The following is a 14291-nucleotide window of genomic DNA, read 5'->3' as shown; positions in this document are numbered from 1 at the left end:
CGCCGGGTCGAGGTCGGCGCCGGCGAGCCAGGCGTGGCGGGCCAGGTCGGCCGGGATGAGCCGCTCGGTGAGCGCCGCCGACCGGTCGACGGCGCGGACCACGGCGGCGTGCCGGGCGCGCCGCTCGGCATCGGTCAGCCCGTCGTAGAGGGTCTCCCGGACCAGGTCGTGGGCGAAGGCGAACCGCCCGTCGCCCCGGGGCAGCACGAGCCGGGCGGTGGCCGCGCGGTCGAGCAGCCGATCCACCTGCGCGGCCGGCCCGGGCAGGCAGGCCGCGAGGACCTGGCGGTGGAAGTCGCGGCCGAGCACGGCGGCCACGGAGAGCGCCTCGACCACCGGGGCGGGCAACTGGTCGAGCCGGCGGCGCACCGCCTCCCGTACGCCGGGTGCGATGGTGGTGGCCAGCCCGTCGGTGTGCCACAGCCGGGCGGTCTGCTCGACGAAGAACGGGTTGCCGCCGGTGCGCCGGTGCACCTCGTCGACGAGGTCGGCGCCGGGTTCGCGCCCGGCGGTGCGGCGGATCAACGCGGCCACCTCGTCGCGGGCCAGCCCGGTGAGGGTGATGGTGGTGGCCTTCGCGGTCAGCGGCAGCAGCAGCGGTCGGAGCCGGTGGTCGCCGGACTCGACCTCGGCGTCGCGGTAGGTGCCGACCAGCAGGAGCCGTTCGAACCAGGTGTGCTGGGTGGCGAACTGGAGCAGCCGCATCGAGGCCGGGTCGGCCCAGTGCAGGTCGTCGAGGACGACCACGACCGGCCGGTGCTGGGCGACGGCCACCAGCGCCGTGGTCACGGCGTCGTGCAGGGCGAACTCCGCCTGACCGCCGTCGTCCGGGGGCTCCTCCCCCGCCGGGTCGGCGCCGGTGCCCTCGCCGAGCAGCGCCGCGAGGCCCGGCCCGGCGGCCTCCTGCGCGCGGGCCCAGTCGTCCGGCCGGCGGCCCAGGCGGCGCAGCACCTGCACCCAGGGCCAGTAGCCGGGGGCGCTGTCGGAGTCCCAGCAGGCCGCGCCGAGCACCAGCGCCCCGCGCCGCCGGGCCTCGTCGGCAGCAGCGCTCACCAGCGTGGTCTTCCCGATGCCCGGCTCGCCGGCGACCAGGACCAGACCGCCGTGGCTCGCGGTCACCCGGTCCACTTCGGCGCGCAGCAGGGCCGCGGGGTGCTCCCGCCCGATGATCGCCTCGCCGAACCGCGGCTCCATGACTTCCCGACGGTAGTCGACCAGTCCGACAACGCGGGAAACCCGCGCCCGACGACGGCGTACGGCCGCGTTCCGGCTGGCCCCCTGCGAACAGACCGGCACCGCCCGCTGCTGCTGCACACGCCCACGGACTGAGGTCAGAGAACACCGCCCCCGCTGCTGCGGAGGTTGCTGCCGTCCGTCGGGTTCCGGTGATCGTCCAGCCGGCGCCGGGCCTCGCCCGACGCCGCCAGGTCACGGATTTGGCGGTCCTCATCGGCTGCGGCTCGCCGGCGGCGCCAGAACGCCAGGGCCACCAGGACCAGCAGTACGACGATGAGGATGATGAGCCAGCGCATGTCGGCCTCCCCGGGGGGCGAGTTTGCCTGCTCCCTCAGTGTGGCGGGCCAGGTCAAGGGCCAGGACTAGCGGTGGAGGCAGCCGGTAAGCGCGGCCTATGGGTAGCCACAAGCAGAACACGCACGATCCGGGCGGCGAGTCGGCGCGGGCCGGGCGCAGCCCCGGCAGCGGCGCGCCAGGCCGCCGGGGCGCGGGAATGGAGCGCCCGGGCAAGCGGCACCAACTGCACACCGCCACCCGCGCCGCGGGCATTGAACCGGATCAGGACCGCGCCAAGGTGGAAGGGGCGCAGCGGGACCAACGGCAGGGGAACAGCTGGCATGCCCACTTCCTGCTGAAGTCGACCTACACCCCAGAGGGACTCAAGGGGCTGATCCAGGACGGCGGCGCCAGACGCGTCGAGGTCACACGGTCCCTGGTGGAAAACGCCCGCGGTCAGCTGACGTCGCTGCACTTCGCGTTCGCTGAGGCGGACACGTACGCCCTGTGCGAGCTGCCCGACCACGGGGCCGCGGCCGCGCTGGCGATCGCGGTCGGGGCGGCCCGCGGCCTGCGGGTGCAGATCACCCCGCTGCTCAGCGCGGCGGAGGTCGACGAGGCAGCCGACCGGCTACACCCCACCCGGTCCGGCCAGCCGGTGCCTCCGCGTATCAGCTGCTGGCCCGGTAGGTCACCTCCGCTTCGCGAGATGTTTGGGGAGGGATGCCGCAGGTCACGTAAAGTCGGGCACGTTATGACCGCATCGTGGCTGACGAGACCAGCGGCCGGCGGGCAGCCCGCAGGGCGCCGACCGCTGACCCGGCTGACCGTGGTCAGCCTCGCGGGCCACGTGGCGTTCGAGCTGGGCGCCGGCGTCGGCATGCCACTCGCGTCGCTGATCGGCCCGTACGCCGCCGCGGGTTTCTGGACCCTGGTGACGGCCGGCGTCCTGGCCGCCAGCACCGACGACGAGTCCGCCGACCCGCTGCTGGCGGCGGCGAACGGCTTCGGGATCGCCGCGGTGTCGGCTCATCTGCTCGGCTGGCCGACTCGTCGCACCAGGACGGGCCTGCCCTGGCTGGAGGATTGTGAGGGTCTGGGGCCGGAGTTGATGCGCTACTACAACCCGATCCTCTACCTCTCGGGAGCCGCCGGCCTGCTCGCCATCGCCCGGGAGAACCGCACCGCACGCCGGTACCTGCCGCTGGCCATGCTCGGCCTCGCGCCGGCACTCGTCGCGTTCTAGCACTGGGAGCACCAGCGGCTGCGCCGGCAGGCGCTGGCACGCCCCGGATGGTGGAACCGCCGGCTGCGGGAACTCGCGGCGGGAACCTCCTGATCCGCGTCCCAGCAGGCCGCGCCGAGCACCAGCGCCCCGCGCCGCCGGGCCTCGTCGGCAGCAGCGCTCACCAGCGTGGTCTTCCCGATGCCCGGCTCGCCGGCGACCAGGACCAGACCGCCGTGGCTCGCGGTCACCCGGTCCACTTCGGCGCGCAGCAGGGCCGCGGGGTGCTCCCGCCCGATGATCGCCTCGCCGAACCGCGGCTCCATGACTTCCCGACGGTAGTCGACCGGTCCGACAACGCGGGGTACCGGACCGGGACGTTGCCCTCGCACCACAGCCATGACACGCACTGACGTCAGCGACTGCCGATCGGGGGCATGACTAGTGCGGTGTCCACTAACGTTCACCGGGTGTCCGGTGGGTGTTGTGGATCCTCGCTTTTGGGGCGAGCGACTCCCCACCGGGTGGTGGGGCGGGCCTCCGCGGGCCAACTGATCCTCGCGCCGCTCGGGGGCGGCGGGGGTCACGCCGGGACCGACCGGCACCGGGAAGGTGCCGTCCGGCTCGACGGTGCGTGACCACCCCGGGCACCCGAACCGGTGTGGGGATGGTGGTTCCGCCGCCCGGGGTGCGGGTGGCGATGGTGGCGGCCGCGACGAGGTCGCGGTGCCCGGTGAAGTGGCAGTGTGGGCAGGTCAGGGTTCGGCCGCGGGGTTTCGGTACCCGCCGCCGGCAGGCCGGGCAGGTCGAGGAGGTGCCGCGTTCGTTGACGAGGTGGACGGTGATGCCGGCCAGGACAGCTTTGTCGGTGAGGACCTGCAGGCACCGGCCGATCTGCCACTGCCGCAGCCGCAGGTTGTGCCGCCGCCCCGCGTCCAGGTCGAGCACGCCGCGCGGGTCACCGACGCGCAGCACACCCACCCGCTGGCGTACCGCCCAGGACACCACCTGGCGGGCGGCCTCGTGCTGGGCCTGACGCACCCGACGCCGGTGCCGGCCCTGCACCAGCCGCTCCCGACGCCCACGCCCACACGTCACCGGCCGAACGCAGCAGGCCGAAACACCGCCGCCGCTGCCCGGGCGTCACTCGCAACGCCACACGCGCGGTGCGATGCACCACCCGAGGCGCGGCAGGATCCCGACGACGAGGCACAACCACACCCAACACCACCAGTACGACAAAACTCTCCAGCCACCGACCCGGCGAACGTTCCTGGTCACGGCATGAGCGGTGGGGGCAGCGGGTAACCGCGGCCCATGGGTAGCCACAAGCAGAACAAGCACGATCCGGGCGGCGAGTCGGCGCGGGCGGGGCGGAACCCGGGCAGCGGCGCCGCGGGCCGCCAGGGCTCGGGGATGGAACGTACGGGCAAGCGGCACCAGTTGCACACTGCCACCGGCGCGGGGGGCAGCGAGCGGGATCAGGGCCGGGCCAAGGTCGAGGGCGCGCAGCGCGTGCAGCGGCAGGGCAACAGTTGAGATGCCCGCGTTCCTGCTGCGATCCGTCTACACCGTGGAGGGGATCGACGGGCTGACGCGCGACGGCGGCACCAAGCGCGCCGAGGTGGTCCGGAAGCTGGTCGAGGACGCCGGCGGGCAGTTGCTGTCGATGCACTTCGCCTTCGCCGACGACGACACCTACGTGCTGTGCGACCTGCCCGACCACCGCACCGCCGCCGCGCTGGCGATCCGCATCGGCGCGGCTCGCGGGCTGCGGACCCGGGTCACCCCGCTGCTGACCCCGGCCGAGGTCGACGAGGCGACCCGGACGCCGACCGACTACACGCCTCCGGGCGACTGAGCCGTCAGCGCGCGTCGGTGACCACGTGCGAGCAGGCCGGGCAGGCGGCCGGCCCCTGCTCGGCGAACCATCGGCAGGTACGCCGGATCGCGCACTTCGGCAGCTGATCCTCGCCCGGCTCGGCCGTCTCCGCGTAGGAGGCGGCCATCCGGGCGCCCAGCCCGCAGTGTTCGCCGGTCCAGAATCCGCAGGACGACGTGACGCAGGGGCCGGCCAGCCGGAAGCGTGACTCGACCGGGGCGTCGGAGTGGTCCGCCGCGGCGAGCGCCACCTCGGCCGGCACCGCGGGCGTGACGTAGGCGACCCGCCCCGCCGGAGTGATCATGCCGAGGAACACGGTGGCGTTCGCCGCCGGCGTGCTCGGACACATCCGCTCCGGCGGGTCGGTCCGTCCGACGACGTCGGTCACCGCTGCATCCAGAAGCCGATGTCGTTGATCTTCTGGCCGAGGTCCTGGGCGAACGGGCCGTCGAGCACCCAGAGGCCGTACCACTCGGGGCGCAGCTTGAGGTTGCCGTGGCCGAGGGTGAGCGGGTTGCTCAGCTTGGCGTTGGCGGTGCCGAGGGCGGCCAGGCCGGCCTTCTGGATCTCGCCGGCGATGAGGGTCTGCTGCTCGGGGGTCAGGTCGACGCCGTCGACCACGAACCGGAACTCGTTGCGGGACATGTGTTACCTCCGGTCACTCGTACGATTCGGTGCCCAGCCCGCGGCGCAGGCTGATCCGGGTGAAGGCCGCCCAGCCGGCGTGCGAGGCGGCGTCGGCCGGCTGCCCAGCCCGGGCGAGCGCCCGGCCGGCGTGCTCCGCCCAGCGGGCGGCGGTGGCGTCGGCGTCGCTCCACAGTTGTCGGCAGGCGGCGACGGCGAAGGCGACCTGTGCGGGCGCGCCGGTGAACGCGGCGGGTCCGTCGTCGACCCGGACCGTGCCGTCCGGCAGGACGCGCACGTTCGGGAAGTGGTGGTGCAGGCTGGCCAGGGTCGCCGCGTGGCTGGCGTCCCGCCGCCCCGCCGCGAAGCCGGCGTGCAGCTCGTCGTCGCGCCGGTAGCGGATCGCGTGCAGGGTGAGGGCGTCGCCGGCCGGCGCGACCCGGCCGACCACCTGGACGGGGGCGCTCCAGGCGCGGGGTGAGTTCGCCGACCAGAAGGCCAGCCAGGCGGTCAGCCGGGCGTGGAAGTCGGCCTGGAAGGGAACCGCCGCCGCGGTGCCGTCGGGAGCACGCAGCGCCGCGGTGGCGATCCGGTCCCGGGTGAGCAGCGGCGTGGTGGCGCGGGCGGGGGTCGCCGCCGCGGCGGCGGTCGGGGCGGCGGCCACGCCGGTCACGGTGACCGCCGAGGCCGCCGCCGCGCCGGCGAGCAGTCGCCGGCGCGAGAACGGGTACGGGTTGTCGTTCATCGTCGGCCTTTCGTCGACGGCCAGTGCACCGACGCTATCGACCGACACGGATCAGATGAACACTCCGCGTGACGGGAGGCCGACAGGAAAGTGGGGAATCCCCGGCGGCGTGAATCACCATTCCTGTGCCGGCCGGCAGCCATTCACGGACGGCGTCAGCGCGGGTCGTCAGCCCCGCGCCGCGTGGGCTGGTCGACCGATCACTGATCCGAGGCGAGGCCGCTGCCCGGTTTGCGCCCTCGCCGCCACCGCACCACGTGCCGGCAGATGTCGCGAACGGCGCCCACGGTCCGGCCCAGATGCTCTCTGTTCTGGTGACCGTAGGTGAGAAGCAGCATGAGGAGGAAACCCAGTCCCGCCAGCCAGGCCAGCCAGTCGCCGAACGAGGTCAGCCGCGGCAGGGTGGCGGTCAGGGCGACGGCGGCGGAGAGCGGAAAGACCAGTTGCAGCCCGAATTCGTACCGCACGGACCGCGCGTCCTTGTGGCGGGCGTAGAACTCCTCCCACAGGAAGATCCGGTCGTCGCCGGAGCACTGCACGGCGATCGGCCTGAGGATCTCGCGGACGTACCGGTGCGCCACCTCCCGGTCCCGGCGGCGCCGCAGGATGGTGATTCCACAGACGGCGGACAGGATGGGAACGGTGATCAGCAGGCGCGGATCGGCCCGATTCGCGACGACGAACCCGAGAATCACGGCGACCACGGTCAGGTACGCGCCGACGAGAGCGTGCGACGCCGACGACTTCTGCGCCTCCACGGCCCGGATCGCGGTGTACTCCGCGATGAGCAGGTTGGTGCGGTTGTCGACGCGAGCGTCCGCCGTGACGTACTCGGGATGGGTGGCTCCACCTCCGTGATCTACCACCTCGTCCCACGCCATGGCCCAATGATGGCAATGGATGGCGACCATCCGCCATCCCGCCCGCAGCTCGCGCGGCTCGGCGGACAGCGGGGCTATCCGGGCATCTGGTCGGCGGGGAAACGCTCGGTGCCCAGCACGGCGAGCAGTTGCAGCTTCTCGAAGCCCTCGCTGCGCGGCGGCGCGGTGAGCACGAGCAGGGCCTGAGACTGGTCCTCGGTGAACAGCACCTGGCAGTCCAGCTCGATCGGCCCCAGCTCGGGGTGGATCAGCGTCTTGTGGTCCGCGAAGCGCTGGGCCACCTCGTGCCGCTCCCACAGCTCGGCGAACTCCGGGCTGACCTTCTGCAGCGCACGCACCAGCTCACCGGCGCGCGACTGCGGACCCATCGACCCGTACGCGGCACGCAGGTTCGCGACCTGGGCGCGGCTCTGCCGGTCGCGGTCCTCCTCGGGGTAGCGGGTCCGCTCCGCGGGGTCGGTGAACCACCGGTAGATCTCGCTGCGAGCCAGTCCCGTGTGACCCGACCGGTCCCCGAACAGGGCTTCGGCCATCCGGTTCTGCACCAGGGTCTCGCCGAGGTTGGACAGGATGAGCGCCGGGGTGTCCGCCAGCCGGTCCAGCACCCGCAGCAGCGCCGAGGCGACGTGCGTCGCCGCCGACACCGAGGCCGGAGCGTTGTGCCCCGCCACCCGGAACAGGTAGTCGCGTTCGTCGCCGGTCAGCCGTAGCGCCCGGGCGAGGGCGGCGAGCAGCTGGGGACTCGGCTGCGGGCCGCGCTGCTGTTCGAGGCGGGTGTAGTAGTCGGTCGACATGGTGGCGAGGGCGGCGACCTCCTCGCGCCGCAGCCCCGGCGCGCGGCGGCGGGCGCCGGCGGCCAGCCCGACGTCCCCGGGCCGCAGCGCCTCGCGGCGGCGGCGGAGGAAGTCGGCCAGGGCTGGGCGGTCCATGATCCCAGTATCCGCCGGTCGTGCGGGCCAACCAGGGATTGCCGATCCCCCGATAGCCAATCTCTTCATCCGCCCCCGCGGGTTGGGCCAGTCTCGAGGCATGAACATCTCCGGAAACAGCATCTTCATCCCCGGCGCCACGAGTGGAATCGGCCTCGCGCTCGCGCTCGAACTGCGGGCCAGGGGCAACACGGTCATCGTGGGCGGCCGGCGCACCGACCTGCTCGACACGATCGCCGCGGAGCACCCCGGCATCGACACCGTGGAGATCGACACCACGGATCCCGCGAGCATCGACTCGGCCGCGAAGGCGGTGCTGGCGAAGCACCCCGACCTCAACGTCCTGATCACCATGGCCGGCATCATGCGCATCGAGGACTGGCGCCGGCCCGAGTCGTTCCTCGCCTCCGCCGAGGCGACCGTGACGACCAACCTGCTCGGCCCGATCCGCCTCATCGCCGCCTTCATCGAGCACCTGCGGGCGCAGCCGGACGCCACGATCATGACGGTCTCCTCGGGCCTGGCGTTCGCGCCGCTCAGGGTCACCCCCAGCTACAACGCGTCGAAGGCCGCGATCCACATGCTCAGCGAGTCACTCCGGCTGCAACTGGCCGACACCACCGTGAAGGTCGTCGAGCTCGAACCGCCGTCCGTCCGCACCTCGCTGCTGCCCGGGCAGGAGAACAGCGAGTTCGGCATGCCGCTCGACGAGTTCGTGGCGGAGGTCGTCGCGTTGATCGAGTCGCAGCCCGACGCCACCGAGATCCAGGTCGAGCGGGTGAAGTTCCTCCGTTACGGCGAGACGCGCGGCGACTACGACCAGGTCGTCGCCACCCTCAACGCCGCCGACCCGCACAGCGACTAGCCCTCCTCGACCCGATCGGTCAGTCCGGCCGGGCGGCCGGCGCAGGCGGCCCGAGCCGCTCCGCGAGGCTGTCCATGGCGGCCTGGAAGTCGACCCGGTCCGCCGCGTGGAAACGGCGGAAGAACCAGTCCGGGACGCGGGCCTGGCGCTGCCGGCCGAGCAGGATCAGATCCTGGATCCGCCGGGCCAGGATGAGCAGTTCCCCGGTGCCGGCGGGGTCGCCGGCCGCCGCGTCGATGCGCCGCTGGAGGATGGCCAGCGCCCGCTCCCGGTCGGCCGCGACGTCGCGCTGCCCCCGGTAGATCTCCAGGCCGAGCAGGAGCGCGCCGAGCGCCGGGACGAACCACTGGAGCAGCAGTTCCGCCACGGTCAGCCCGGTGGTCACCGCGAACAGCACGCCGGCCACCGCCCAGGCCGCCACTCCGGCCAGCACCGTGTACGCGTACCGGCGGCGGAGCCGGGAGCCCCAGGCGAGGTTCTGGTGCTGGCAGGCGAGAACGTCGTACGGGTGGGGCAGCGGCGGGACCTCGTAGTAGCCGCGGAGGTACTCCTCGCCGCCCCGGAAGCTTCGTTCGAGGCGGCTGACCTCGTGGGCGCTCACCGGTTCGCCGGCCGCCACCTCGTTCCACGGCAGCCGGTACAGCTCGACGTCGAACATCTCCTGGAGCACCGCCGCCCGCCGGATCTGCCCCTGCGACCAGGACCCGAGGCCGACCGCGTTCACCACCGCCCAGAGCGCGCCGACGGCGGTCACGGCGGTGCCGGGGAGGCCGGTGACGGCGACCGCCGCGCCAGCCACGCCGACGGTCACGGAGAGCAGCATCCGCAGGTTGTCCAGCCGCTGGGCACGCCGGTGGCAGACCGACATGGCGTGCAGCAGCGCCATCATGTCGGGCCGGTTCTGCCGCGTGAGCAGGGATTCCACGGGTCGGGTCATGTCGGCCTCCCGGATCGGCTGCCCAATTCTATCCAGCCGACTCAATGTCACCGTACGTTGTAGATCCATATCGGATGGTGATCTTTCCATTACCATTGAGTAGGTCCGGGAGGGATGCCGCAATTGAGGTACCTTCAACTTCGCGCACCACCCTGCGCACCCCCTCTTCGGACGCCCCACCCCCGGCTGCCCGGTGCACAGATCCCACTCTTCTCGAGAGGCTCGACGAGGACATGGACGACTGTGCCGGCAACGACGCCGGCCTCTCGGAGCACGTGCGGGACGCGCCGGTGACCGCGGCCCTGACCGGCTGGGCAACCGGTCGCAGCGGCCGGGTGAAGCCACTCCCCGGAGCGCCCCACCTGCACGGCAAGACCGGGGCCCGGCTCTTTGCCATCCTGCTCACCCGGTCGTTCGCGGGGCTCCGGGGCGGCACCAGCAAGCTGCTCGTCAAGGTGCTGCCGGCCGGGTCGACCAGCCGGGAGGCGGCTCGGCACGAGGAGGCATGGCACTCCTGCCCCTGGTTCGCCAAGCGGCACCTGGTCGAGCAGTACGGCTCCTGGTACCCGGTGGCCGACGGCCGCCACCTGATGTTCCAGCGGTTCGCCCACGACGGCGACCTCGCCCGCACCCTCGACGAGCTGGACGGCGACGATCTGGTCGAGGCGGTCCAGAAGGTCCTCGACGGGGTGCTCAACGACTGGAACGCGATCGACCTCGACGTCCCGCGCGAAGACGGTCTGCAGATCGAGGAGACCACCGCGGGCGAGTACGTGCGCCGCGAGCTGTCCGCGATGGACTCTCTCGCCGAGGCCCGGGAGGCGGCCGTCCGGCTGGGCCTCGATCCCGCGGCTGACTGGCTGGCCGTCGACGGGCGGGCGCTACCGAACCCCCTTCGGCTGCTCGATGCCGACGGGCCACTGGCCCCGACCACAGTCCTCTACGTCGCCGGCCGCAGCCACGGCGACCTGCACGGCGGCAACGCGCTCATCCCGGTCTCCCCGGCCGGAAAGCTGGATGCGGCCCGGTTCCGTCTGGTCGACCTGAGCAACTTCGAGCACCGCGCGCCGCTGACCCGGGACCTGGTCGCTCTGGCACTCAGCACCATCCTCCGCCATCTGCCCGACCTGCCAGCTCGGCAGGCTGACGAGTTGTTGCGCTGCCTGATCGACCCGGACGGCCACCAGTCCTCCTGGCTGCCGCCGGTGCTCACCCCGCTCGTTCGGGCGGTTCATCAGCTCGGGATCAACTACGCAGCCGGGTGGGTGCCGCAGTGGCGAGCCCAGTACCGGCTCTCCCTCATCAGTTACGCCCTGATCTGCACCACCTTCGAGGATGTGGAGGCGCCCGGGCGGCGCTGGTGCCTCCGGCTGGCCGGGGAGGCGGCGGAGGCGTACCGCCAGGAGGCCCTTCCGGTCTGGCGGCCGCCGGCCACCGACGGGCTTCCCCCACTGCCGGCCGACCCCGGCTTGCCGGCCCGGACCGGCGGCTTCGACCCGGCCTGGCCACTGAACGCCACCCCGTCCGCGCCGCGCTCGCTGTCCACCCCACCCGAAATCGAGTTCGTCGGGCCGGTGGCGCGGCCGGGACACGGGGCCGACGGCCCGGGCCGGGCGGAGGACCTGAGGAACCGGCCGTACCTGTGGTCCGCCCGGCGGAACGCACCGGCCACGCGGGAGGCCACCCCGGGGTCGAACGGCCGCCACATCCCGGAGCAGCGGAGCAACGACCAGGTCACCGCGAGCCGGCTCAGCCCGACGCCGTCCGCCGGCGACCGGGGCAACGCCGGACCGCCACCGCAGCCCGCCCCGGCGCGACGGCACGCCGGGCTCCGGCACCGTGCCCGGTACGCGCTGATCGCCGTGGGCCTGTCGGTCGTGGGCGCGATGCCCTTCGTCCCGACGATGCTCACCAACCGGCGGGAGGCGCCCGTCACGCCCAGCCAGGTGCCCCCGACCGGTTCGTCGCGCAGCACCCCGAGCACCTCGGACCGGAACGCCCCGCGGACCCGGTTGCCCCTGACCGAACCCGGTCCGAAGCTCACCGACCTCGCCGTACGGGTGGCCGCGCTCCCCGAGAAGGCGCCGCACGGCCGCTACACCTACACCTGCGTCCGGATCTGGTCGCCGGACACCGGCACCGGGCGCCCCATCGACTGGGACAGCTACCGCGACCACCAGGTGTGGTGGACCACGCGAGGCACCGGCCGCGAGGTCGAGACCGCCGTCACGCACGGACGCCGCCGCACCCCGCAGGTGACCTGGTACGCCACCAAGGAGTGGACGGCGGGCCTCCCGCTGCCCAGGACAGACCCGGCGGACCTGCGGGAACAGCTCGCCGACCTGGCCGACGAGCAGCCGCCCGAGCTGCGCGACGGGGCCGGCGCGGTACTGCTGGTGGTCCGCTTCCACCGCTACCACGTGCTCAGCCCGGCGCAGCGCTCGGCGCTGCTGCTGGCGCTCGCCGCGGCGCCCGGCATCACCTACCGCGGCGAGTACCCCGACCGGGCCGGCCGGGTGGGTGTCGCGGTCAGCGCCGACGGCCGGGAGGGCCGCCGGGAGACGCTGCTGTTCGACCGGACGACCGGCGAGTTGCTCAGCCACGAGACGACCAGCGCCGACCAGGAGGTGCTCGGCTACCACCTGTTCCGGGCCCGGGTCCGCACCGACAGCAGCGCCGACCGGAAGTGCTGACGCGTCAGGGGCAGTAGCGGTAGACGTAGTTGGCCCAGTTCCGGTACGGCGACGCGTCGCTGCGGACCCGGTTGCCCGCGCCGACGTCGAAAAGCCGCTGGTCGAAGTAGTAGTAGAACGAGACGTAACCGCTGCCGAGGTTGTAGTGCGCGGACTCGACCCGGTACTGCCAGCTCCAGGTGGCCAGGTTCTGCCAGCCGCAGGAGGAGAGCCGCCCGCGCGGGTAGCCGAAGTTGGGCCACTCGTAGAAGCAGTACCAGCCCCAGGGGCAGTCGGCCGTGGCGGTGGTGCCCACCTCGGCGCGGCGCAGGGTCACCACGAACCGCCCACCCTGATAGCTGATCTCGTTGTCGTTGACGACCGTGCCACCCGGGTGGGCGGCGAGGTAGTCGGCGAGTTGTCGCTGATGCGTGGTGTTCTCCGCCAGGGCGGCGGTGGGTGTGCAGAGAATTGCCAGGAGCCAGGCGAGGACGGCGGCGAGCAGGATTCTCCGGGCGCGGGAATTGACCATTCGGCACCTCGCGATGTCGGGCGCGCAGGGGCGGACGGGCAGCCCGCGACCAGGTCAGCCACGGGTGAGCGCCAGAATAGGAAGAAGCTTTCGCTGATCACCAGGGGACTGACAGAAAGCGACTAACGCCGCGGCCATTCATTCACGCATTGACGGCGATCAAGACAGGCGATGGCGGCCCAGGACCGCCAGCATGGTGTGGTTGGCCTCCCAGCCGTCCGGGAACTTCACCGGCACGTCCAGGTGCACCCGCTCGGTCGACGGGTGCGCGTCCAGCAGCTCGGCTATCCCCGCCCGGGCCACCACCACGCAGGCGTGCCGGTGCCGCGACGCCAGCACGCAGAGCCGCCCCGACTCCAGGTGGAAGGCGGTCGCGTCCCGCCGGCCCGACAGCGGGTGCAACACGATCGTCACGTCGTACTCCCGGCCCTGGAGCCGGTTGGCGGTGTCGACGGTGATGCCCGCGCCGGCCGCGCCGAGGTGCGACCGGATGGCCGCCACCTGGTCGCGGTGCGCGGCCCCGACGGCGATCCGGTCCGCGGTCACCGGCGCGCCGCCGGGCGCCGCCTCGGAGACCGCGATCGCTCCCCGCCGCAGCACCCGCAGCGCCAGCTCCGCGCAGGCCGCCGCGGCCTCGGAATCGGTACGCGGGGTGTGCCGGGCGGGCAGCTCGTGCAGCGCCCAGCCGGCGGCGGCCGCCACCTCGACCGTCGCGTCGAAGCGGTCGCCCGGTCCCGGCTCGGTGAAGGTCAGCGCCCGGTCGGCCGGCTCCGTGCCCGCGCGGAACCCGGTGAACGGGTAGAACGCGGCAGCCACCACCGGCGCGGCGGTGGCGGGCAGCCGCCACGACACCGGCAACCGGTGCACCGGCAGCTCCGGGTTGTGCCGCAGCAGGGTGGCCACCGCCGACTGCATCGGATCCCAGGTCAGCCCGGTCCACCGCGCGGTCTCCACAGTCGAAAAGGGGTCGAGCTGCCCCGGGTCGCCCACGAACAGCGCCCGCTCGAACCGCCCGGCCACGCGCAGCAGGGCGTCCGAGCGCATCTGGTACGCCTCGTCGACGATCGCCCACGGCCAGACGCCCTCGGCGACGGTGGCCCACTTCGCAGCCGTACCGATGATGACGGCCGCACCACCGAGGTCGGCGACCTTGGCGGCGACCCGGACCGTCTCGTGGCCCTTCACCCGGTCGGTCGGCTGGTAGTCGGCGGCGGAGAGCCGCCCGATGCGCAGCTCGGGGGCCTTGCGGGCGAGCCGGTCGACGAGGTCGTCGACCTGCTCGTTGGTCTGCGCCACGATGATCAGCGGCTCGCCGGCGGCGGCCAGCTCGGAAGCGGCGCGCACCACGAGGGTGGACTTGCCGGCGCCGGGCGGGGAGTCGACCACCACGCCCCGGTGGTCGCCGGAGCGCAGGTCGGCCAGCACGGCGGTGATCACCCGCTCGGCCGCGACGGCCGGCGGCGCTGCCAGTTCCGCGAGCATGAACC

Annotated in this window: 15 protein-coding genes and 2 pseudogenes; 5 read left to right on the top strand and 12 right to left on the bottom strand. The window is 73.3% G+C overall.

Annotated elements, in window-relative coordinates; genetic code table 11:
- Both B0E53_RS10375 and B0E53_RS10370 read right to left on the bottom strand, forming a co-directional pair.
- A partial coding sequence (locus tag B0E53_RS10375) for an AAA family ATPase (RefSeq protein ID WP_146167642.1) occupies window positions 1–1194 on the bottom strand: 1194 nt, incomplete at its 3' end.
- A gap of 137 nt (window positions 1195–1331) precedes the next feature.
- Window positions 1332–1532, bottom strand: a complete 201-nt coding sequence (locus tag B0E53_RS10370; protein ID WP_107075841.1) for a hypothetical protein — start codon at window positions 1530–1532, stop codon at window positions 1332–1334.
- A gap of 278 nt (window positions 1533–1810) precedes the next feature.
- Here B0E53_RS10370 and B0E53_RS39240 point away from each other — a divergent pair.
- Window positions 1811–2134: pseudogene (locus B0E53_RS39240) on the top strand (GYD domain-containing protein); the annotation flags it as partial.
- Window positions 2135–2850: 716 nt separating this feature from the next.
- On the opposite strand, the pseudogene B0E53_RS10360 reads toward B0E53_RS39240, so the two are convergent.
- Together B0E53_RS10360 and B0E53_RS10355 are read right to left on the bottom strand one after the other, a co-directional pair.
- A pseudogene (locus B0E53_RS10360) lies at window positions 2851–3063 on the bottom strand (BREX system ATP-binding domain-containing protein); the annotation flags it as partial.
- Between the two features lie 130 nt (window positions 3064–3193).
- Window positions 3194–3778: a zinc ribbon domain-containing protein gene (locus B0E53_RS10355; RefSeq protein ID WP_210406016.1), complete on the bottom strand. Its 585-nt coding sequence runs from the start codon at window positions 3776–3778 to the stop codon at window positions 3194–3196.
- A gap of 276 nt (window positions 3779–4054) precedes the next feature.
- On the opposite strand from B0E53_RS10355, the gene B0E53_RS10350 reads away from it, so the two are divergent.
- Both B0E53_RS10350 and B0E53_RS10345 read left to right on the top strand, forming a co-directional pair.
- Complete coding sequence (locus B0E53_RS10350) at window positions 4055–4276, top strand: hypothetical protein (RefSeq protein ID WP_107075839.1); 222 nt, start codon at window positions 4055–4057, stop codon at window positions 4274–4276.
- Between the two features lies 1 nt (window position 4277).
- Window positions 4278–4598: a GYD domain-containing protein gene (locus B0E53_RS10345; protein ID WP_107075838.1), complete on the top strand. Its 321-nt coding sequence runs from the start codon at window positions 4278–4280 to the stop codon at window positions 4596–4598.
- Between the two features lie 4 nt (window positions 4599–4602).
- On the opposite strand, the gene B0E53_RS10340 is transcribed toward B0E53_RS10345, so the two are convergent.
- The 5 genes from B0E53_RS10340 to B0E53_RS10320 all read right to left on the bottom strand — a co-directional run bounded on the left by B0E53_RS10340 (window position 4603) and on the right by B0E53_RS10320 (window position 7798).
- Window positions 4603–5007, bottom strand: coding sequence for a hypothetical protein (locus B0E53_RS10340; RefSeq protein WP_246835330.1), 405 nt, complete (start codon window positions 5005–5007; stop codon window positions 4603–4605).
- On the bottom strand, window positions 5004–5264 hold the full coding sequence (locus B0E53_RS10335) for a hypothetical protein (RefSeq protein ID WP_107075837.1): 261 nt from the start codon (window positions 5262–5264) through the stop codon (window positions 5004–5006). Before B0E53_RS10335 ends, B0E53_RS10340 begins: the two co-directional genes overlap by 4 nt.
- A 13-nt stretch (window positions 5265–5277) precedes the next feature.
- The gene (locus B0E53_RS10330; RefSeq protein WP_107075836.1) at window positions 5278–5988 is read right to left on the bottom strand and encodes a hypothetical protein; all 711 of its coding nucleotides are present in this window, start codon (window positions 5986–5988) and stop codon (window positions 5278–5280) included.
- A 200-nt stretch (window positions 5989–6188) separates the two neighbouring features.
- Window positions 6189–6869 carry a hypothetical protein gene (locus B0E53_RS10325; RefSeq protein ID WP_107075835.1) on the bottom strand — a complete coding sequence of 227 codons (681 nt, stop codon included), beginning with the start codon at window positions 6867–6869 and terminating at the stop codon, window positions 6189–6191.
- Between the two features lie 74 nt (window positions 6870–6943).
- Complete coding sequence (locus tag B0E53_RS10320) at window positions 6944–7798, bottom strand: helix-turn-helix transcriptional regulator (RefSeq protein ID WP_107075834.1); 855 nt, start codon at window positions 7796–7798, stop codon at window positions 6944–6946.
- A 100-nt stretch (window positions 7799–7898) separates the two neighbouring features.
- On the opposite strand from B0E53_RS10320, the gene B0E53_RS10315 reads away from it, so the two are divergent.
- The gene (locus tag B0E53_RS10315; protein ID WP_107075833.1) at window positions 7899–8663 is read left to right on the top strand and encodes an SDR family NAD(P)-dependent oxidoreductase; all 765 of its coding nucleotides are present in this window, start codon (window positions 7899–7901) and stop codon (window positions 8661–8663) included.
- A 19-nt stretch (window positions 8664–8682) separates the two neighbouring features.
- Here B0E53_RS10315 and B0E53_RS10310 read toward each other — a convergent pair whose 3' ends face one another.
- Complete coding sequence (locus B0E53_RS10310) at window positions 8683–9600, bottom strand: S-4TM family putative pore-forming effector (protein ID WP_146167641.1); 918 nt, start codon at window positions 9598–9600, stop codon at window positions 8683–8685.
- A 233-nt stretch (window positions 9601–9833) separates the two neighbouring features.
- Between B0E53_RS10310 and B0E53_RS10305 the strand changes: the two genes are divergently transcribed.
- Window positions 9834–12293: a hypothetical protein gene (locus tag B0E53_RS10305; protein WP_107075831.1), complete on the top strand. Its 2460-nt coding sequence runs from the start codon at window positions 9834–9836 to the stop codon at window positions 12291–12293.
- A gap of 4 nt (window positions 12294–12297) precedes the next feature.
- Here the strand turns inward: B0E53_RS10305 and B0E53_RS10300 are convergent, their stop codons facing one another.
- Window positions 12298–12804: a hypothetical protein gene (locus B0E53_RS10300; RefSeq protein ID WP_107075830.1), complete on the bottom strand. Its 507-nt coding sequence runs from the start codon at window positions 12802–12804 to the stop codon at window positions 12298–12300.
- A gap of 159 nt (window positions 12805–12963) precedes the next feature.
- The gene (locus B0E53_RS10295; protein ID WP_107075829.1) at window positions 12964–14286 is read right to left on the bottom strand and encodes an AAA family ATPase; all 1323 of its coding nucleotides are present in this window, start codon (window positions 14284–14286) and stop codon (window positions 12964–12966) included.
- Window positions 14287–14291 lie beyond the last annotated feature (5 nt).

It is taken from the genome of Micromonospora sp. MH33 (genome assembly GCF_003013775.1).
Classification (GTDB): domain Bacteria; phylum Actinomycetota; class Actinomycetes; order Mycobacteriales; family Micromonosporaceae; genus Micromonospora; species Micromonospora fulviviridis.
This window is presented reverse-complemented; position numbering and strand designations above follow the sequence as displayed.